Source organism: Amycolatopsis sp. La24 (assembly GCF_029087445.1).
GTDB classification, from domain to species: Bacteria; Actinomycetota; Actinomycetes; order Mycobacteriales; family Pseudonocardiaceae; genus Amycolatopsis; species Amycolatopsis nivea.
On the sequence record NZ_JARACH010000034.1, the window covers coordinates 71,830 to 92,053 of the forward strand.

Sequence of the window (20,224 nt, forward strand, 5' to 3'; positions counted from 1 at the left end):
CGGCTCGCTTACGGCCTCGGGTGCCGTTATCGAATCGTATGTGTCACTCACACAGCCAACTCATAGCTAACGGAGTTACAGTGAACGGACCCGGTCTTGAACCGGGCTGGTTCAGTCCGACCCCCCGGGGCTGAACCCCCTGGCGGCCCTCGTCCCTCCCCCCTGGCGAGGGCCGCCTTCTATTCTCCCCCGTTTTCCCGTCGGCGAACAATTTTCACTTCTGTCCCGATATCGTTGTCTGGGCCATGTTTGCGGCCCTGACCTGGGCTGTCTCGGTCGTTCACCGCGCGCCTTACGGGCAAGATCAATTAACCGCACGCTTACCTTTCCGGTGTTTTCTCCGGCCGCGGCGCTCCTTACTCGTGCCGGTGCGGCAAATTTACTTCTTTGCTCTCGATTTTCCGGAGGTTCTTCGCGGCAATCGTTTTCTCGGCCGAATGCGCGGAGCCGTGCATTGTCCGGTGCGGGCGGACACTCCGCGGTGCTGGATCGATTTCGCACCCCGAGTTGTCCACAACCCCCGGGTTATCCACATGACGGAAAAACGGGCGTTGCCGTGTCGGCGGGCGGGGAGCGACGGTGGAAGTCCGGCCCGCGAAACCCAGGGGAGGGGCACATGGCCACCGCACAACCGCTCGTCGTCTCCGGCGAAGGCACCGTGTTCGAAGAGATCCGCCGCGTCGCCGCGGTAGTCGGGTGCGAGTTCGATCACGCGCCAGATCTGGCCGCCGCACGCGGACGATGGACGCGAGCTCCGCTCGTGGTGCTGGACGAGGACATTTCGGTTGACAGCCCGCCCATGCCAGCACGCGACAGCGTCGTGCTTGTCTGCAAAGGCGCACCCGGTCTCGATACCTGGCGACGCGCAGCCGCCCTCGGCGCCCGCCGAGTTTTCAGCCTGCCTGACGACGAAGCGGGCTTGACCGGTGCGTTCGCCGACGTCACCGACGCACCAGCCGAATCACCAGGCCCAGTAATCGCTTTCGTCGGCGGTCGAGGCGGTTCCGGCACTTCTGTGCTGGCCGCAGCGGTCGCCGTCGAAGCCGCCCGTACCGACTCCGCCCTCTTAGTCGACTGCGATCCGTTAGGCGGCGGATTGGATCTCCCGCTGGGCCTGGAACACACGAAAGGCCTGCGCTGGCCCGAAGTTCGGTTGTCCGGCCGGGTGTCTGTCCCGTCCCTGATCGCCTCACTGCCCAGCCGCGGCAAGCTCCCCGTGTTGTCCTGCGGCCGTTCCGGCGAGGGTCCGAGTCCTCGCGCTTTGTCGGCGGTAGTCGCCGCGGGCAGCCGCGCCGGCCGAACCGTCGTCTGCGATTTACCCCGCCATTTCGACGAGGGCACGCTCGCCGTCGCCTCAGCCGCAGATCTGGTCGTGCTAGTCGTTCCCGTCGAGTTCCGTGCCTGTATGGCAGCGAAACAAGTTCTGACCCGCCTCCGTCCGCACACCGAGCGTTTCGCAGTCGTCGCAAGTGGACACCGCATCGACGGCGTCCCGACTTCGCAAACCGCGGGAATGCTTGGCCCGCCTTTGATCGCTGACGTGGCTCCAGAACGCCGAGTAGCCGCCACCTTGGAATCCGGCGAGTTCGACCTGCCCCCGAAGGGCGCGTTGGCCACCGCGGCTCGTGCCGTGCTGGCGAACCTGCGTCCCCTCACGACCGCACAGGCTGCGTAAATGACCACCGACCTAGTAGAACGAGTCCGCTATCGCCTGGCCGGCGAAAGCCGCGGCACCGACCCGATCGCCTTAGCCGAAGCCGTCCGTGCCGAAGCTGGCGGCGCCCTGAGCCACGACGCAGTGCTGGCCGCCGTCCGCCAAGCCCGAGACGAGTTCGTAGGCGCAGGCCCGCTAGCCCCATTGCTGGAGGACGACACGGTCACCGACGTCCTGGTCACCGCCCCCGACCAGGTCTGGACGGACGGTCCCGCAGGCCTTGCCCGCACAACCATCCGCTTCCCCGACGAGGACGCCGTCCGCCGCCTAGCGCAGCGCCTGGCCCTAGCCGCAGGCCGCCGCCTGGACGACGCCCAGCCATACGTCGACGGCTGGCTCCCCGCACGCCAAGGCCGAATCCGCGTCCACGCCGTCCTGCCGCCCATCGCGGCGAACGGCACCTGCCTGTCCCTGCGCGTCCTACGCCCGGTGACCCACGACCTAGCCGCGCTCGAAGCGCACGGCTCCATCGACCCAACCGCCCGGAAGATCCTCGCAGCAATCCTCAACCACCGCCTAGCCTTCCTCGTCACCGGCGGCACCGGTGCCGGAAAGACGACCCTCCTGAGCGCCTTGCTGAGTGCGGTCGCTCCCACGGAACGAATCGTCTGCGTAGAAGACGCTGGTGAACTACGCCCGACCCATCCACAGTTCGTAAGCCTCGTCGCCAGACCAGCGAACGTAGAAGGCGCTGGCGCGGTCGAACTCCCAGAGTTGGTCCGCCAAGCCCTGCGCATGCGCCCAGACCGCCTGATCGTCGGCGAGGTTCGCGGAGCAGAAGTGTGCTCCCTGCTGAACGCCATGAACACGGGCCACGACGGCGGTGCCTGCACCCTGCACGCGAACTCGCCAGCAGAAGCCCCGGCACGCCTGGAGGCTCTGGCCGCCTTAGGCGGTCTGCCGAGAGACGCGCTGCACAGCCAACTAGCCGCAGCAGTCCGCGTCATCCTCCACATGCGCCGAACACCCACCGGCCGCCGCCTGACGGAAGTCGCAGTACTCCAGCGCTACCACGGAGAAGTAAAAACCCACCCCGTCTGGCGCGACGGCCACTGGACGAACCGCCGCTCCCTCTTCACCGCCCTGACCACTCCCGAATCTGCTCGCGATTAGCTCATTCGCTCCAGCATCGAGGTGACCCCCGTTGATCTCCGCATGGCCGTTCCTCTGCGCAGGCACCGGAATCCTGTGCTGGCCAACCACCCCCGACCGCCTTCTTCCGACACCCCGCTGCCACCTCCGCCTCCCCATCCCGCCGCGCCAGGCACTCTGGCTGGCCCCCGCCGTCGTCGCCCTGCCGCTGGGCGGAATCGGCGCCGCGATAGCCACCGCCTTGCTCACCCTCGCCGTCCGCCAGGAATGGCACAGCAGAAGGGAAACCACCGAAACCCTGACCCGCGCCGAACGCACCGCGACCGTCCTCCGCACGATGGTCTCCGAACTCCGCGCCGGCGCCCACCCGGTAACGGCCGCCGAAGCAGCGGCGGACGCAGTCCCGGAACTAGCCGGAGAACTCCACAACCTCGCCACCGCCGCCCGCCTAGACGGAGCCTTGGAATCGCCCGCGCTCCCCGCCGTTGCCCAATCCTGGAACCTCGCCCGCCGTCACGGCCTGCCCATCGCCGACGCCCTCGACGCCGCCCGCCGAGACGTCGACGCCGAAGTCGCCTTCGCCCGCCGCCTGCGCGCAAAGATGGCGGGCCCACGCATGAGCGCAATAGTCCTGACCGTGCTACCCGTCGGCTGCCTGGCAATGGGCCAGCTCATCGGTGCCAACCCGCTCGCAGTCCTCACGGAAACCCTTATCGGGCAAGCGTTTCTGGTTGCAGGCGCAGCCCTGCTCTGGGCAGGAACCGCCTGGTCCAGAGCCCTCACCAACCGCAGGTCCGCCCCATGACCGCCCTGAGCCTCGCCCTCGCCGCCACCGCGCTGCTGCTCTGGCCAACCACCGCCCAGCCCCGACACCTAGCCCGGCCCAACCGTCCACGCCGCACCCCGCGACCAGAAGTCTGGCACCCAGCCGCCGCAATCGTCTGCGGTGCATCCGCCACCGTCCTCACCGGATTCCCGGTAGGACTAGCCGCCGGTGCAGGCTCATGGTGGCTCCTGCGCCGATCCCGCCACCCCAAAAACCCAGACGACGTCTCGGAACGACTCCGCTCCGCGTCAGTCCTTGACATGCTCGCCGCCTGCCTGCGCGCCGGAATGCCGGTCCCGACCGCCCTCGAAGCCGTAGCACCCGGCGCACCACCGGCCACCGAAACCGCCCTGCACGCAACAGCAAACCTGCTAGCCCTTGGCGCAGACCTGACCCCAGCCTGGGCCCCGCTCCGAGCCCGGACGGACTTCGCCGAGCTGGCAGTCGCAGCCACCCGAACCGCGCGGTCCGGGGCAGCCCTCGCCTCGACCGCGGACGACCTGGCCCGCCGCATCCGCGACGGACTGGGCGTCGAGGCCGAAGAACGCGCCGAACGCGCCGGAGTCGCCCTGGCCCTGCCGGTCGGGTTGTGCTTCCTGCCCGCGTTCTTCGCCCTCGGCGTGCTGCCGGTAGTGCTCGGCCTTGCCGGGCGAATCGGCGGCCTGCTGTGAACCCGTCCACGACAGAAAGGGAATCCGACCATGTGGTTCTTGCCTGGAGACGAGGGCACCACCACCGCCGAATACGCCATCGGCACGGTAGCCGCGGCAGCGTTCGCCGTGGCGCTCTACGTGCTGCTCAGCGGAGACTCCGTCTCCGCGACGTTGGCCGGCCTGGTGCACAAAGCCCTGACGGTGGCCACCTGATGGCCAGCCGTCGCCGGGACGGCGGATTCGTCACGGTAGAAGCCGCCCTGTCCCTGGGTGCGTTGACCGCCGTGCTGGCGATCCTGCTAGCGGGCACCAGCGCGATCGCCGGACACCTCCGATGCCTGGACGCCGCCCGCGAAGCCGCCCGCCTGACCGCGGCCGGACAGCCAGGAGCCGCCGACGCAGTGGTCCAAACCATTGCCCCGCACGGCGCACACCTCACCATCCACCGCACCGGCGACGGCCTCACCGCCGAAGTAACCACCGACGCCCTGTCTGCTCTCCACCTGAGCGCAACCGCCTACGCCATCGTCGAGCCGACCTCAGCCTCATGACCCAAAAACAACCCGCGGACGCAGGCGTAGCCACGATTTGGACGGCCCTAGCCGCCGCCACCCTGATCGCCGTGACAGTCCTGGTGTGGTGGCTAGCCGCAGCCATCACCGCCCGCCACCGCACCGAAGCCGCCGCCGACCTCGGCGCACTAGCCGCAGCAGCCCACGCCGCCGCCGGACCGACCGTCGCCTGCGCCCGAGCCAAGGAGGTAGCCGACCACGAACGCGCAGTACTGACCAGCTGCCGCTGGCACAACCGCGACGCCTTCATCGAAGTCCGCTCCAGGACCACCCCCATCCCCGGCCTGCCACCCCCCACCGCAAAATCCCGAGCTGGTCCGGTCGACCTGCCTCCCTGACCGGGGGTCCCACCCGCCCCGACAGCCGTGTCGGCGGCGATCTCCGGCCCGGTCGGCAGCCATGCTCTGCAACGGCCCTACGCGTGTGAACATCGGCGCTGGCCCGGCGGCCGTGTCGGCGGCGATCTCCGGCCCGGTCGGCAGCCATGCTCTGCAACGGCCCTACGCGTGTGAACATCGGCGCTGGCCCGGCGGCCGTGTCGGCAGCGATCACCGGCCCGGTCGGCAGCCATGCTCCGCAACGGCCCTACGCGTGCGGACACCGGTGCTGGCCCGGCAGCCGCGTTCAGCGGGAGCGACGTGCGGGCTGGTCGAGTAACCGTGCCCGCTGCTTGCGCGGCACCAGTGCTGGCCCGGTGGCGGAGCTGACAGGCGGCGACGCTTGCGCGCCACCGGTGCTGGCCCGGTGGCGGTTCTGGGAGGCGGCGACGCTTGCGCGCCACCGGTGCTGGCCCGGTGGCGGTTCTGGGAGGCGGCGACGCGCGGCCCGGTCCGGTGTTCGTGCTCCTCGACGGGCCTCTGGCTCCTCGCGCTCGTCGGAGCTACTGCGCGACCACCCGCGCTGTCCCCGATTGCTCGGGCCGAGGACTGCCTCAGCGATCACCTCTGCCCAGTTCGCCCGAAGCAGTCCAACGCGTGGTTTGCCACCGAGGCCGACCTCGCCCGACCCAACCGAAGGGAGTTGCAACCTGCCACCCGCCTCCTCTCACCCCGTCAGCCCCGGCACCACGCACCGTCCTCCGCGGCGCGCCGGAACCGCTCGTCGGCGACGAGCCGGACCGGTGACCAGTCGCCGGAACCCTCGGTTCGTCCGGACCTTTCCGGCACCGGCGACGAGTGGCGAAGAACACGAGCAGCGGTCGCTGGCGCACGCCGAACGGTCAAACCCGCAGGTCAGCGGGTGGTCCAAGGGTATGCCTCAGTACGCGTGCGAAAAGGCGGGAAAGTGTCGAATCCCGTGGTGGGCCCGTTCTCGCGGGCCGGACGGCGGGGTCAGCGGCCGGTGATCGGCACCTTGTTATCGGCCGGACAGTGGGCTACTGGGCGTTCATCGCTCGGTAACGGCCGGTTGTCGCGCGGAGTCTTCCCCGCAATGTGCAACTTGCCGTTTAGTGAGACATGCGCCACCACGGCCCCGACCCGGACGGCGCGAAAACCGGACCTCGAAGGCAGGAAAGCAATGTTGGACGCGAATTGGCCGGACAGCTGGCGGAACGCCTTCCGCATCGAATTGCGTGCGGAGGCGATCGGCCTCGCTTGGCGCGGCTGGCCGGTGCTTCCGGGGGCGACCCCGGAGCCGATCACCGCGGAGGGGGACGACCTGACCTGGCGCCGGCCGGTGCCGGTGCGCGACGACTGGCGTGAGCTGGTCGGTTCGCACGCCCACGAGGTCGCCAGCTGGTTCAGCGACCGCACGCACAGCCTGCTCGTGGCGACCGGCACCGTGCTCGACGCGGTCGAGGTGGACCAGGAACTGGGCAAGCGCGCCGCTCGGCTGCTGCGTTCCATCGGGCACCCGGCCCCGATCGTCGCGATGCCGAACGGCCGGTGGCTGTTCCTCACCCAGCCCTCCGAGCACCTGCCCGCCGAAATCGCCGAGCAGATTTCCGTGCAGTGGCACGGCAAGGACAGCTACATCCCGCTGCCGCCGTCGCCGTTCCAGCACGGCGTCGTGCACTGGCGAGTGAAGCCCGAGGTGTGCGGCTGGCAGTTGCCGCCCGCCGCCGAGGTGCAGGACGTGCTGGTCCGCGCCCTCGCCGACGAGCACGCCTCGATGCTGGTCGAGAGCACCGCCGCCTGATTTCCGGTTCCACCCCGGCAGGCAGCACGCGACAACCGAAGAAAGTTTTCACGCTCCACCGTGGCCGCACTGTTCCCCGTGCTGACGCAACGCCCCGAGCACGGCTCCCAGTACGGCCACCGCCCCTGCCTTGTCCAGCGGATCGTTGCCGTTCCCGCACTTCGGCGACTGGACGCAGGACGGGCAGCCCGTCGGGCACTCGCAGGAGACGATCGCCTCCCGCGTAGCGGCCAGCCACGGGACAATCGCGGCATAACCGCGGTCGGCAAACCCCGCACCCCCGGGATGCCCATCGTGCACGAACACCGTCGCCTCCCCGGTGTCCTCGTGCCACGCGGTAGACACCCCGCCGATGTCCCAGCGGTCGCACGTAGCGAACAGCGGTAGCAGGCCGATCGCCGCGTGCTCGGCGGCATGCAGGGCACCGGGGACGCGCGCCGGAATCAACCCGGCGCCCCCCGGTGCTCTGCCAGCACCCCCGGTCCCCGCCGGTCCCACCGCACCACCGATCTCGACCCCGGCACCGGGCCCCCGCCCATCCGCCGGATCGCCCGAAACTTCGCCGGTTACCCCGACAACCGACGAGGCACCCCCGGTCCCCACCGGTTTCCCAGCCGCACGACGGTCCGCTGCCCCCGCAGCGCCCCCGCCAATTCCCCCGGCGGTTGACGACGCATTCCCGGTCCCCACCGGTTCCCCGCCCACCTGACTGGACGCTGCCCCCGCAGCGGCTTCGTCGATTTCTCCGTCGCTTGGCAGCACGCTCTCGGTCCCCGCCGATTCTCCGGCAGCGCGACTGGACCGAGCCGTCCCGCCGGTTCCCTCGGCGGCTGGCGACGCAGCTCCCGCCGACACCGCTTCCGTGCCGCCGGAATTCCCGGCAACCGGCAACGCGCCCTCGGCCCCAGTCGGTCCGCCAACCCCCTGGCTCGCTATCGATCCCGCAATGGTCGCGCCCATCTCCGCAGCGCTTGGCGACGTGCTTCCCGACCCGCGGCCCGTCAACCCAGCAGCGGTTTCGCCACCGCCCCCACCCGGAGACTCCAGCAGTTCACAAGAAACCGTGTACCAAACCGCTCTCGTGTGCAGGCTCTGTTCCGGCAGGTCGAGCGGCGTGTGGTCCAGCACCTCACCCGACGGCCGCCTTCGCAAATACCCCACCACCTGCGACGTCACCGCGACCTCGCCCAGGCACACCGTCACTCCGCCGTGGCGGCATTGTTCTTCGGTCGACAGCACCGAGATGTCCACGATCTCGCGCGGCGAAGTCGTCCAGTCCGGGTCCTCCGCGTGCACCAGCGCCAAGCCCGTCTCCAGGTCCAGCTCATCGACGACATACGACGACCCCTGATGCAGATACACCGCCCCGGGATGAACGGAGTAGCAAGCCGACCCCGGATCGACGGTGCCCAGCATTCGGCCGGAGTCCGCTTCCACCACTGCGATCTGGTCGCCGCCTGAGCCGCGGATGCCGACCTCCCCGTGCGGGCGGTCGCGTGAGGTCCAGTACCAGCCGCTGGAACGGCGGCGCAGCAGCTTCTCCTCGGCCAGATCCGCCAGCACCGCGCGGGCCGCCTCGCCGCCGAAGGTTTCCAGTTCCGGTTCGGTGAGCGGCAGCTCCGCGACGGCGCACGCGAGTTGCGGGCCCAGTACATAAGGGTTCGTCGGGTCCAGGACCGCGGTTTCCACCGGGCGTTCCAGCAACGCGGCCGGGTGGTGCACCAGGTAAGTGTCGAGCGGATCGTCTCGGGCGACGAACACCACGAGCGCTTCGTCGCCCGAACGTCCGGCGCGGCCGGATTGCTGCCAGAACGACGCGAGAGTGCCGGGGTAACCAGCCAGAACCACGGCGTCCAGGCCGGCGATGTCGACGCCCAGCTCCAAGGCGTTCGTGGTCGCGACACCCAGCAGCCGACCCGAAAGCAGGGCTTGCTCCAGGGCGCGCCGCTCTTCAGGAAGATAGCCGGATCGGTACGCGGCAACGGTATCCGCCAACCGAGGGTCCACTTCGGACAGAAGACGGCGTGCTCCCAGCGCGGTCAGCTCAGCACCGCGGCGGGAGCGGACGAACGCCAGCGACCGAGCGCCTTCGACGACCAGTTCGGTGAGAATCCGCGCGGTCTCGACTCCAGCCGGACGGCGGACGGGTGCGCCGTTCTCGCCGGTCAGCTCGTCGAGCAGCGGCGGCTCCCACAACGCGACCGTCCGCGCACCACGCGGCGACGCGTCATCGGTGACCGCGGCGCACTCCACACCGGTGAGCCGAGTGGCGAAGGAGGCTGGCGAAGCAGTGGTCGCCGAAGCCAGCACGAACACCGGGGAAGCGCCGTAGTGCTCCGCCACCCGGCGCAGGCGGCGCAGCAGCAGCGCGACGTGCGAGCCGAAGACGCCGCGATAGCTGTGGCATTCGTCGACCACGACGTACCGCAGCCGGCGGAAGAACTGCGTCCATCGGGAGTGCGCCGAAAGGATGCCGCGGTGCAGCATGTCGGGGTTGCTGAACACCCAGTTCGCGTGTGCGCGGACCCAGTCGCGCTCTGTCATCGGGGTGTCCCCGTCGAACGCCGCCGCGCGTACGCCCGCGACGTCCAAAGAGGACACCGCACGCAGCTGATCAGCGCCGAGGGCCTTCGTCGGCGAGAGGTACAGCGCCGTCGCCCGCGCATCCGTCGCCAATGCGCTGAGCACCGGCAGCTGATACGCCAGCGACTTCCCCGACGCGGTTCCAGTGGACACCACGACGTGCGTGCCAGCATGCGCCAGCGAAGCGGCCTCGACCTGGTGCCGCCACGGTTTTTCGACTCCGGCCGCGCGGAACGCGGCCACCGCCGACGGCTCCGCCCACTCCGGCCACGGCTCGTGCCGGGCCGCGCGTTCCGGCAGCCGGGACACGTGCGTCACCGGATTCTCGTGCGCCGGGATCCCTGCCGTGACCCGGTCCAGCAGCCTCCGTCCTCGCTCTCCCACCACGTGCCGAAGCTTCGCACAGGGCACCGACAAAACCGGGCCGAGATCGATCCAGTGACCAATCACACAAGGTTACCGAACGTGCTGTCGCCGGGACGCATTGCGGACGCGCAGATCACTACCAATACACTCCCTCGATCCACACCCACTGTGGCGAGCGTCATGTGAGACGTGCATTGCTTGCACGGCTAGCGTGTCCTTCGGCACAGATCCACGCCAGCGCAGGCGCGCCGGGTACGACGGGCCCGCGCTGGCCAAACGGCGTTCCCAGGAGGACGAATGTCCCGGCAGTTCCTCGCGGAGGGCGGTATCACGCTCTCCGGGGGTGGCTACACCATCGTCGGTGTGGTCGCCGTGGTCGCCCTTGTCGCACTGGCCATCGGTTACGTACTGCTCAAGGAGGTGCTGGCCGCGGGCCAGGGCACCGCCAAGATGCAGGACATCGCCAAGGCAGTGCAGGAAGGTGCGGCCGCATACCTGAAGCGGCAGCGCAACACCCTCGCCATCTTCGGCGTGATCGTGTTCCTGCTCCTGTTCGCGCTTCCCGCGGACGACTGGAGCGAACGGATCGGCCGGTCGATCTTCTTCCTCGTCGGGGCGGCGTTCTCGTTCACCATCGGCTACCTCGGCATGTGGCTGGCCACGCAGGCGAACCTGCGCGTGGCCGCCGCGTCGCGCGAGGAGGGCGGGCGCGAGAAGGCGATGCGCGTGGCGTTCCGCACCGGCGGCGTGGTCGGCATGATCACCGTCGGGCTCGGCCTCTTCGGCGCGGCCGTCGTGGTGCTCGTCTACACCGGCCAGGCACCGAAGGTGTTGGAGGGCTTCGGTTTCGGCGCGGCGCTGATCGCCATGTTCATGCGGGTCGGCGGCGGCATCTTCACCAAGGCCGCCGACGTCGGCGCCGACCTGGTCGGCAAGGTCGAGCAGGGTATCCCCGAGGACGACCCGCGCAACGCCGCGACGATCGCCGACAACGTGGGCGACAACGTCGGCGACTGCGCGGGCATGGCCGCGGACCTCTTCGAGTCCTACGCGGTGATGCTCGTCGCCGCGCTGATCCTCGGCAGCTCCGCGTTCGGCGCGTCCGGCCTGATCTTCCCGCTGATCGTGCCCGCCATCGGCGTGATCACCGCGGTGATCGGCGTCTACATCACGAAGGCGCGCGCGGGCGAGGGCGGCCTGGTCACGATCAACCGCTCGTTCTACATCTCCGCGGTCATTTCCGCGGTGCTGTCGGCGATCGCCGCGTTCGTGTACCTGCCGAACAGCTTCGCCGAATTCGGCGAGGGCTACGCGCACAACACCGGCAACCCCGCGGTGATCGCGACGGTCTCGGTGATCATCGGCATCGTGCTCGCCGCGCTGATCCTGCGCATCACCGGCTACTACACCGGCACCGAGCACAAGCCGGTGCAGGACGTCGGCAAGACGTCGGAAACCGGTGCGGCGACGGTGATCCTGTCCGGCATCTCGGTCGGGTTCGAGTCCGCCGTGTACACCGCGCTGGTGATCGGCGCGGCCGTGTTCGGCGCTTACCTGCTCGGCGGCGGCGTCGCGCTGTTCGCGGTGGCGCTGGCCGGCACCGGCCTGCTGACCACCGTCGGCGTCATCGTCGCGATGGACACCTTCGGCCCGGTCTCGGACAACGCGCAGGGCATCGCCGAGATGTCCGGCGACGTCGACGAGAAGGCCGCGCAGATCCTCACCGAGCTGGACGCGGTCGGCAACACCACCAAGGCCATCACCAAGGGCATCGCGATCGCCACCGCGGTGCTGGCGGCGACTGCGCTGTTCGGGTCCTATTCGGACGCGATCGCGAAGACCGTGGCCGAACGCGGCGAGGGCGCGGTCACCGCGGTGTCCTCGTTCGTCAACCAGGTGGTCAGCCCGAACACGCTGGTCGGCGTGATCGTCGGCGCGGCGGTCGTGTTCCTCTTCTCCGGTCTCGCGGTCAACGCGGTTTCGCGTGCCGCCGGCGCGGTGGTGTACGAGGTGCGCCGCCAGTTCCGCGACATCCCCGGGATCATGGAGGGCACCACGCGGCCCGAGTACGGCCGGGTCGTCGACATCGTCACCCGCGATTCGCTGCGGGAGCTGGCGACGCCGGGTCTGCTGGCCGTCTTCGCGCCGATCGCGGTCGGTTTCGGTCTCGGCACCGGTGCGCTCGCCGGGTACCTGGCAGGCGCGATCGCGACCGGCACGCTGATGGCGATCTTCCTCGCCAACTCCGGTGGCGCCTGGGACAACGCCAAGAAGCTCGTCGAGGACGGCAACCACGGCGGCAAGGGTTCCGACGCGCACGAGGCGACGATCATCGGCGACACCGTCGGCGACCCGTTCAAGGACACCGCCGGCCCCGCGATCAACCCGCTGATCAAGGTCATGAACCTGGTCTCGGTGCTGATCGCGCCCGCGGTGGTCACGCTGACGCTCGGCGGCGGCGCGGACACCACGTGGCGGATCGTGATCGCGGTCGTCGCGGTCGCGGTGATCGTCGCGGCGATCGTCGTGTCCAAGCGGCGCGGCAGCGTCATGTCGGAGACTCCGGCGGAGGCGAAAGCCTGACGCGTTGCTCCATTCGGGCCCGGTACGCCTCGTGCGTGCCGGGCCCGTTCGCGTCCGCTACCCGGGGCGAGTTGCGGACTACTGGCGGGTCGGTACCGTGCGGAGGACACGGATCTCGACGGACAGGAGTGGTGCGGGTGCGGCCGCGGTGGACCGGTTTAGCCGCGCTGGCAACAGGAATCGGGATAGGGCTCACGGGCTGCGGGCAACCGCCGCCGCCGACCGAGCAGGTCGTGTCCGGCGGGCACTCGGAAACCGCGGGCCAGTCCGATCCGGCCGCGAAATGGGCCGACGGATACTGCGGGGCGGTCACGCACCTGGTTCGTGCGCTGGCGAATCTTCCTTCGATTGATCCGAGTTCGTCAGCGCAGGCCACTCGCACGTCGAGCGATCTTCTGGCGTCGGTCGCCCGCGGCATCGACCAGACCGTGTCCGGGTTGCACCGGGTCGGGCCCGCGCCGCTGCCCGGCGGCGAACCGGCGCGCACGGCTTTGCTCGGCCAGTTCGCTTCGGTGCGGCAGCAGGCGAACGAGGTGCGCGGCAAACTCGACGCGGCCGACAATCCGGCCGCAGTGAAGGCGGCGCTGGACGACGCCAAATCGGCTATCGACCAGATTTCCCGGCTCGACGTCCTCAAGGGCTTGGACGCGACGCCAGCCCTGTCCGCGGCGGGCAAGCGCGCGGCGGGATGTCAGCAGCTGGTCGTTCCGCCCGCGCCACGCTGATCAGGATCGAGCGCCCGCCGAAGCGCGGCGGCGCGCTCCGCGTCATGGTGCGCGACGGCGGACAGGTAGTGCTGAAGCAGCGCCTGCCGAGACCGTTCGAGCTCGGCCGAGCTGACCGACGCCGCTCGGCCGTCTCGCAGCGTCGCCAGCACCGGTTCGGGCAGCCGGTCGACTTCGCGTCCGTGCCAAGGATTCAAGCCGTGCCGCAGGCATTCCAGCGCGATGATCTGGTCGCGAAGGTCGTCGAGCATCAGGACGGCTTGCCACGTCCGTCCGCGGGCGATGGCCGAGCGGGCGTGCAACGCGTACAGCCAGGCCATGCCGATCACCTGCTCGCTGCGCGGTTCCGCGGCGCGGGTCGGCTCGTTGGCCTGGCCGAAAACGAGCTGGAAACCGTCCTCGGTGGCCCGGAACTGCTCGTGGGGCCAGAACGACAAGTCGACCTGGAGCGAGGAGCCGAGGAGAAAGACCCGGTAGCGAACTCCTTCGCGCGAGGTCACGTCGAGGGTGTCGGCGACGCCGAACTTCTCGTCGAGCGAATGAGTCCAGCGTGCGACGACTGCGGGTTCGTCCGCGTCGTCCGCGAGCTGAAGGACGAGGTCGATGTCCGACCAGCGGTCCTCGGTCCCGCGAGCGGCCGATCCGACCAGCGCGGCACCTGCGATGTCCGGGTCGTGGCGGGCCGCGGCGATCAGCTCGGCACGCACCTGGACGCGTTCGGCGACTTCGAACAACGGAACCCCCAATGCCGGTATTACTATACCGACAACACTGCGTGCCCGGGAAAAACCTCGGCGTGACGCTCGCCTTCAATCGAACTTGTGTTCTATCATCGCGGCGTGGATCGGACGATCTCGCTGTTCTCGGCGGAGGCGACCGGCCCGGGCCTGCCAGACCTGGCCGGGCTGTTGTGCTGCCAAGGGCAGATCACCGGGTTCGGCCGCACGGCGGCGCGGCTGTCGGTGCTGGTCGAGGAGCCGTGGCGGGCTCGGGTGCTGGCGCGCGAATGCCGGAGCCGGGGTGCGGACGCGCAGGTCGCGGTGGCCGACTGCGGCAGTCCGCAGGTGCGCACGTCGTTCCGGGTCGATCTGCTCGGGCTCGCCGAACAGTGGCTGCGGCCGGGGCACACCGGTCCGGCGGAGGACGATTCGGGCAAAGCGGTGCCCGGCGGCTTCCGGCTGAGCGGCGCGATGCTGCGGATGTGGGCGCTCGCGGCAGGTCGTCCCGAACCTGGCGGCTACCTGCTGGGCGTCGATCCGCTGGCCCCGGGAATGCACGAGGAGCTGCTGGCCGTGCTCGCGCCGCTGGGCGTCCAGGCGCGGTTGCTCGGCCCGAAGGCGGAGCAGCCCGCGGTGCGCGTCAGCGGGCGGCGGAAGCTGGCCGGTCTGCTGGAGCTGATCGGCGAACCTCCGGCGGGCGCGGAGGCGGCGTGGCCGGAGTTGCCGCCGGCCGGGGAACGCCGCGAACGGACGGCGGGGGAGCCGCGCCGAGGTGCTCCGGCGGAGAGTCCTACACAGTATTTACTGGAGGCTGTGGGGTAGAGCCGCGCAGAAAAAAGGTCCCCCATCGCTCAGCGGAGCGACGAGGGACCTTTCCGAGGACGTGTCTTACGGTTTCGGCAGGGTGCAGCCCTGCTGGTTGAGGTCGATCTCGTTGGCCGGGGTCAGGCAGGCCGGGATTCCGTAGGTCTCCTGGCCGTACTTGTAGTTCGGCCGCACGGTCACGTTGCCCGCTTCGTCGACCTCGCACGGGTTGTTCAGCGTGCAGCGCTGGCCGTCGTCGTTGGACGTGTTGTTCACGCCGATGACCTTGCCGGTGTTGCGGTCGACGACCGGCGAACCGGACGTGCCGCCGATGGTGGCGCAGCCCGGCACGTACCGGATCGAGTCCTTCCAGACCCAGTTGTTCTCGTGCAGTTCGTGCACGAAACCGTCGATCGAGCAGGAGTAGATCTGCTTCCAGTACCCGGACACCACGTCGATCGGCGTGCCCGCCTGCGGATGGGTGTTGACCAGTTCGAGCGGCGGCACGCTGTACTTCTGCTCGATGTCGGCGTAGGTGTCGCTCAGCTGGTAGAGCGAGATATCAGTGTCGGTCATCGTCGCGTAGACGACCTTGGTCGCGGTCACGGTGCCCACCGAGCTCTGGCCGTCCGGCGACAGCAGGTCGAACGAGCGGTTCGAAGGCTGCCCGACGATCACCTGCCCCGGATCGGGCATGCCGTCTTCGAGACAGTGCCCGTTCGAGAGCACCATCGCGGGCGCGTCCATCGGCGTTGCGGCCGGTTTCACGACCGAACCAGAGCAGTTGGACAGCGCCACGGCACCGGTGAACGTGGTGGTCGCCGCGCTCGCTTCGGGGGCGGTGACCAGCGCGAACGTCGCCGTGATGGCGATCGCGGTGCCAACCAGTCGGCGGATCATGGTGGGTTCCTTTCGGCTGGGGGGAGGAATAAGTGAACCGTCGACTTCCTTGGACCCGCCACCGTCTAACGGAGGGTATCGGTGGTATGACCGGTTACCCTGCACGGCACGTGTCCGATATCACGTGCTAGGTGTGGAAAGGAAACATCGCCGAGGTCAGCGGCGATCCGACGGGCAAGGGCCCGGCGGCTCGTCAGGGCACCTCGGCGCTGCGCGGACACTGGGGACGTGCACACTGACAGGTCGAGACGCGGGCGCAGTACCCCTCTGGTGCAGGGGTGAGAGCGCCGCTGCGGCGGCGCGGAGATGAGTGGAGAGCAGGGCAGCGTGGCAGGAACACGGACCAAGAAGAGCGGCGCCGGGGGCAACGGTGCCGATCGACGGCGGCTGGTGATCGTCGAGTCGCCTACTAAGGCCCGCAAGATCGCCCCTTACCTCGGCGGCAACTACGTCGTCGAGTCCTCCGTCGGGCACATCCGGGACCTGCCCCGCGGCGCCGCTGACGTCCCCGCGCAGTACAAGGGCGAATCGTGGGCCCGGCTCGGCGTCGACATCGACAACGACTTCAAGCCGCTCTACATCGTGACCCCGGACAAGAAGTCCAAGGTCACCGAGCTGAAGGGGCTGCTGAAGGACGTAGACGAGCTCTACCTCGCGACGGACCCCGACCGCGAGGGCGAGGCCATCGCCTGGCACCTGCTGGAGACCTTGAAGCCCAAGGTCCCGGTGCGCCGGATGGTCTTCCACGAGGTCACCGAGCAGGCCATCCAGGCCGCCGCCGCGGCCACCCGCGAGCTGGACGCCGACCTGGTCGACGCGCAGGAAACCCGCCGCATCCTCGACCGGCTTTACGGCTACGAGGTCTCGCCGGTGCTGTGGAAGAAGGTCATGCCGAAGCTCTCGGCGGGCCGCGTGCAGTCCGTGGCGACGCGGATCGTCGTGGAGCGCGAGCGCGAGCGGATGCGCTTCACCTCGGCGTCGTACTGGGACATCTCGGCGACCATGGACGCTGGCGAAGACGCTTCGCCGCGTACGTTCCCCTCGCGGCTCATCGCGGTCGACGGTGCGCGCCTCGCGACGGGTCGCGACTTCGACTCCAACGGTCAGCTCAAGGGCAACACCGCGGACATCCGCGTGCTCGGCGAATCCGACGCCCGGGCGCTGGCCCAGGGGCTGCAGAACCGCGACTTCAAGGTCGCGAGCGTCGAAGAGAAGCCGTACACGCGGAAGCCGTACGCGCCGTTCATGACGTCGACGCTGCAGCAGGAGGCGGGCCGCAAGCTGCGCTTCACCTCCGAGCGCACGATGCGGGTCGCGCAGAAGCTGTACGAGAACGGTTACATCACTTATATGCGTACCGACTCCACGACGCTGTCGGAGTCGGCGATCACGGCCGCGCGAAGCCAGGCAACGCAGCTGTACGGCAAGGAGTACGTCTCGCCGTCGCCGCGCCAGTACACGCGCAAGGTGAAGAACGCGCAGGAAGCGCACGAGGCGATCCGTCCGTCGGGCGAGGTCTTCCGTACGCCGGGCCAGGTCGCGAAAGAGCTGGACACCGACGAGTTCCGGCTCTACGAGATGATCTGGCAGCGCACGATCGCGTCGCAGATGGCGGACGCGAAGGGCACCACGATGTCGGTGCGCATCATCGGCACCGCCACGACCGGCGAGGAGTGCACCTTCGCCGCTTCGGGCCGCACGATCACCTTCGCCGGCTTCCTGAAGGCATACGTCGAGGCAGTCGACTCCGAGGCCGGCGGCGAGGCCGACGACAAGCAGAGCCGGCTTCCGGTGCTGGTCAAGGACCAGGGCCTGACCGCGCCCGAGCTGTCCGCGGACGGCCACTCCACGTCGCCGCCCGCGCGCTACTCCGAGCCGAGCCTGGTCAGCAAGCTGGAAGAGCTGGGCATCGGCCGCCCGTCGACGTACGCGTCGATCATCAAGACCATCCAGGACCGCGGCTACGTCTGGAAGAAGGGCTCCGCCCTCGTTCCGTCGTGGGTCGCGTTCGCGGTGATCGGCTTGCTGGAGCGGCACTTCGAACGGCTGGTGGACTACAACTTCACCGCCGGTCTCGAGGACGAGCTGGACCGCATCGCCAGCGGTGACGAGCACCGCGTCGAATGGCTGTCGAAGTTCTACTTCGGCGGCGACTTCGGCGTCGAGGGTTCGGTCGGCCGGCTCGGCGGGCTGAAGAAGCTGGTCGACGGCAGCGTCGAGGGCATCGACGCGCGCGAGATCAACTCGATCCCGATGTTCAGCGACGCCGAAGGGCACCAGGTCGTGGTGCGCGTCGGCCGCTACGGGCCGTACCTGGAGCGCGAGGTCAACGGCGAGTCGCAGCGCGCGAACCTGCCCGAAGACCTGCCGCCGGACGAGCTGACGGCGGAGATCGCGGAGAAGCTCTTCGCGACGCCGCAGGAAGGTCGCGTGCTGGGCACCGACCCGGTCAGCGGGCACGAGATCGTGGCGAAGGAAGGCCGCTTCGGCCCGTACGTCACGGAGCTGCTGCCTGAGCCGGAGCTGCCCGAGGACGCGACGGCGGCGCAGAAGAAGGCCGCGAAGGCGAAGCTGCCGAAGCCGCGTACGGGCTCGCTGTTCAAGTCGATGTCGATCGAGACGATCACGCTCGACGACGCGCTGAAGCTGCTTTCGCTGCCGCGCGTCGTGGGCAAGGACCCGGAGTCGGGCGACGAGATCACCGCGCAGAACGGGCGCTACGGGCCGTACCTGAAGAAGGGCACGGACTCGCGGTCGATCCAGACCGAGGACCAGCTGTTCTCGATCACGCTGGAAGAGGCGCTGAAGATCTATTCGGAGCCGAAGCAGCGCGGCCGGTCTGCCACCGCGCGTCCGCCGCTGAAGGAACTCGGCGACGACCCGGTGTCGGGCAAGCCGATGGTGGTCAAGGACGGCCGCTTCGGCCCGTACGTGACCGACGGCGAGTACAACGCGACGCTGCGGAAGTCCGACAGCATCGAGGAACTCACCGCGGAGCGCGCTGCCGAGCTGCTGGCGGAGAAGCGCGCGAAGGGCCCGGCTCCGAAGAAGCGGACCACGCGCAAGGCACCGGCGAAGTCCACCGCGACGAAGTCGACCACGACCAAGTCGACCACGACCAAGTCGGCGGCGGCGAAGTCGACCACTGCGAAGAAGGCACCGGCGAAGCGGAGCAGCACCGCGACGAAGTCGAAGTAACGAGGATCTGAAGGGCCACCTGGAAAACTCCGGGTGGCCCTTTCTCGTGTCAGGGGGATGGATGGGGGAGACACAGCGCGCGCGTGCCGCGGTTTCCGTGGTTTTCGCGGTGTGCGGTGCGGCATTCGCTTCGTGGGCGGCTCGAATTCCTGCGGTACAAGGAAAACTCGGCCTCAGCGCCGGAGAGCTCGGGATCGGCCTTTTCGGGCTCGCCGCCGGTTCGGTCGTCGCCTTGCTGGCCGCGGGGCCGTTGATCACGAAGATCGGCAGCCGGCGCGGGGTTCTTTTCGGAGCCGCGGTGTTGTGCGGCGGTTTGCCGCTCGTCGCCTTCGCGCCGGATGCGCCGTTGTTCGTAGCCGCGCTCGTGGTGCTCGGAGTGGGCAACAGCCTGCTGGACGTCTCGATGAACGCGCACGCCGCGCGCGTCGAAGAGGCTTACGGGCGGCCGATTTTCGCTGGGTTCCACGCGTTCTGGAACATCGGCGGACTGGCGGGCTCGGGTCTCGCGGCGCTGATGGAAGTTTGGCGGGTGCCAGTCGAAGCGCATTTCACCGGCGCTGGCGTCGTGCTGCTCGTGCTCGGGATCTTGGCTGCTTCGCAGTTCTTGCCGGGTGCCGATCGTGGACAGGGCGAGGCGGCGTTTGCTTTGCCCAGCAAGGCATTGATCCCGTTGGGCGTGATCGCGTTCTGCGGGTTCGTCGCGGAAGGCACGGTGAACGACTGGAGCGCGGTCTACCTCCGGGAGGTCACCACGGCGAGCGCGGCTGTCGCGTCGCTGGGCTACTTCGCGTTCTCGATCACCATGATCGCGGTGCGCACGGTGGCCGACCGGGTCGTGGAGCGTGTCGGTGCGGTGTTGTTCATGCGGGTCGCCACGGCGGTGACGGTCGCCGGGTTCCTGCTGGTGGTCGCGGTTCCGGTGCCGGTGGTCGCGGTGATCGGGTTCGCCGTGGTCGGGCTCGGCGTGTCCGGGATGGTGCCGCTCGCGTGGAGCGCGGCCGGGCGCAAACAGCCGGAAGCGCCGGGCCGGGCGATCGCGGCCGTCGCGGCGTGCGGGTATCTCGGGTTCCTCGCCGGTCCGGTGCTGGTCAGCGGCCTAAGCGGCGGGATCGGCCTGCACTGGACGCTCGCCGTGGTCGGCGCCCTCGTGGTCACGGTCGGTTTCCTCGCGCCTACGATGCGTGTCGGCGAGCCGGTGTCGCGGCGCTGACCGACCGCTCGGCTGTCATCTCGCAGGACATGGGTGACGGTTCTGCATCAGGAGATCGGTGACAGTTCGGGCGGGGTTGGTGGTGACACTTTTGCCGTGAGGCTCGGGCGGTGGCTGTCAGTGAACCCATCGATCCTCGT

The 20,224-nt window shown here is 69.3% G+C and carries 16 protein-coding genes; 13 read left to right on the forward strand and 3 right to left on the reverse strand.

Features of this window, described 5'->3' with window-relative positions; genetic code table 11:
* Positions 1–616: 616 nt before the first annotated feature.
* The 8 genes from ssd to PUT80_RS28260 all read left to right on the forward strand — a co-directional run bounded on the left by ssd (position 617) and on the right by PUT80_RS28260 (position 6,996).
* Positions 617–1,675 carry a septum site-determining protein Ssd gene (ssd, locus tag PUT80_RS28225; protein WP_275294018.1) on the forward strand — a complete coding sequence of 353 codons (1,059 nt, stop codon included), beginning with the start codon at positions 617–619 and terminating at the stop codon, positions 1,673–1,675.
* Positions 1,676–2,827 carry a TadA family conjugal transfer-associated ATPase gene (locus tag PUT80_RS28230; protein ID WP_275294019.1) on the forward strand — a complete coding sequence of 384 codons (1,152 nt, stop codon included), beginning with the start codon at positions 1,676–1,678 and terminating at the stop codon, positions 2,825–2,827.
* 31 nt (positions 2,828–2,858) lie between these two features.
* On the forward strand, positions 2,859–3,611 hold the full coding sequence (locus PUT80_RS28235; protein ID WP_275294020.1) for a type II secretion system F family protein: 753 nt from the start codon (positions 2,859–2,861) through the stop codon (positions 3,609–3,611).
* A gap of 281 nt (positions 3,612–3,892) precedes the next feature.
* Complete coding sequence (locus PUT80_RS46330) at positions 3,893–4,303, forward strand: type II secretion system F family protein (protein WP_343076907.1); 411 nt, start codon at positions 3,893–3,895, stop codon at positions 4,301–4,303.
* A 30-nt stretch (positions 4,304–4,333) separates the two neighbouring features.
* Positions 4,334–4,498, forward strand: coding sequence for a DUF4244 domain-containing protein (locus PUT80_RS28245; protein WP_078561018.1), 165 nt, complete (start codon positions 4,334–4,336; stop codon positions 4,496–4,498).
* Positions 4,498–4,836 carry a TadE family type IV pilus minor pilin gene (locus tag PUT80_RS28250; protein WP_275294022.1) on the forward strand — a complete coding sequence of 113 codons (339 nt, stop codon included), beginning with the start codon at positions 4,498–4,500 and terminating at the stop codon, positions 4,834–4,836. The genes PUT80_RS28245 and PUT80_RS28250 overlap by 1 nt, the downstream gene beginning before the upstream one ends.
* Entirely contained in the window at positions 4,833–5,195 is a 363-nt protein-coding gene (locus PUT80_RS28255; RefSeq protein ID WP_238603941.1) for an Rv3654c family TadE-like protein, read from the forward strand. Before PUT80_RS28250 ends, PUT80_RS28255 begins: the two co-directional genes overlap by 4 nt.
* A gap of 1,180 nt (positions 5,196–6,375) precedes the next feature.
* Complete coding sequence (locus PUT80_RS28260; protein ID WP_037808345.1) at positions 6,376–6,996, forward strand: bifunctional DNA primase/polymerase; 621 nt, start codon at positions 6,376–6,378, stop codon at positions 6,994–6,996.
* A 48-nt stretch (positions 6,997–7,044) separates the two neighbouring features.
* Here PUT80_RS28260 and PUT80_RS28265 read toward each other — a convergent pair whose 3' ends face one another.
* Entirely contained in the window at positions 7,045–9,966 is a 2,922-nt protein-coding gene (locus PUT80_RS28265) for a DEAD/DEAH box helicase (protein WP_275294023.1), read from the reverse strand.
* A gap of 276 nt (positions 9,967–10,242) precedes the next feature.
* Here PUT80_RS28265 and PUT80_RS28270 point away from each other — a divergent pair, with 276 nt between their 5' ends.
* Both PUT80_RS28270 and PUT80_RS28275 read left to right on the forward strand, forming a co-directional pair.
* The gene (locus PUT80_RS28270) at positions 10,243–12,528 is read left to right on the forward strand and encodes a sodium-translocating pyrophosphatase (RefSeq protein ID WP_037808341.1); all 2,286 of its coding nucleotides are present in this window, start codon (positions 10,243–10,245) and stop codon (positions 12,526–12,528) included.
* A 233-nt stretch (positions 12,529–12,761) separates the two neighbouring features.
* On the forward strand, positions 12,762–13,253 hold the full coding sequence (locus PUT80_RS28275; RefSeq protein ID WP_275294024.1) for a hypothetical protein: 492 nt from the start codon (positions 12,762–12,764) through the stop codon (positions 13,251–13,253).
* On the opposite strand, the gene PUT80_RS28280 is transcribed toward PUT80_RS28275, so the two are convergent.
* Positions 13,220–13,999, reverse strand: a complete 780-nt coding sequence (locus PUT80_RS28280) for a nucleotidyltransferase domain-containing protein (protein ID WP_275294025.1) — start codon at positions 13,997–13,999, stop codon at positions 13,220–13,222. The two genes, PUT80_RS28275 and PUT80_RS28280, sit on opposite strands and share 34 nt — an antisense overlap.
* Before the next feature lie 93 nt (positions 14,000–14,092).
* On the opposite strand from PUT80_RS28280, the gene PUT80_RS28285 reads away from it, so the two are divergent.
* Positions 14,093–14,794, forward strand: coding sequence for a hypothetical protein (locus PUT80_RS28285; protein ID WP_037809330.1), 702 nt, complete (start codon positions 14,093–14,095; stop codon positions 14,792–14,794).
* 66 nt (positions 14,795–14,860) lie between these two features.
* Here PUT80_RS28285 and PUT80_RS28290 read toward each other — a convergent pair whose 3' ends face one another.
* Positions 14,861–15,676, reverse strand: coding sequence for a serine protease (locus PUT80_RS28290; RefSeq protein WP_037808335.1), 816 nt, complete (start codon positions 15,674–15,676; stop codon positions 14,861–14,863).
* Between the two features lie 306 nt (positions 15,677–15,982).
* On the opposite strand from PUT80_RS28290, the gene topA reads away from it, so the two are divergent.
* Together topA and PUT80_RS28300 are read left to right on the forward strand one after the other, a co-directional pair.
* Entirely contained in the window at positions 15,983–18,874 is a 2,892-nt protein-coding gene (gene topA, locus PUT80_RS28295) for a type I DNA topoisomerase (RefSeq protein WP_275294026.1), read from the forward strand.
* A 61-nt stretch (positions 18,875–18,935) separates the two neighbouring features.
* The gene (locus PUT80_RS28300) at positions 18,936–20,084 is read left to right on the forward strand and encodes an MFS transporter (protein WP_275294027.1); all 1,149 of its coding nucleotides are present in this window, start codon (positions 18,936–18,938) and stop codon (positions 20,082–20,084) included.
* Positions 20,085–20,224: the final 140 nt, after the last annotated feature.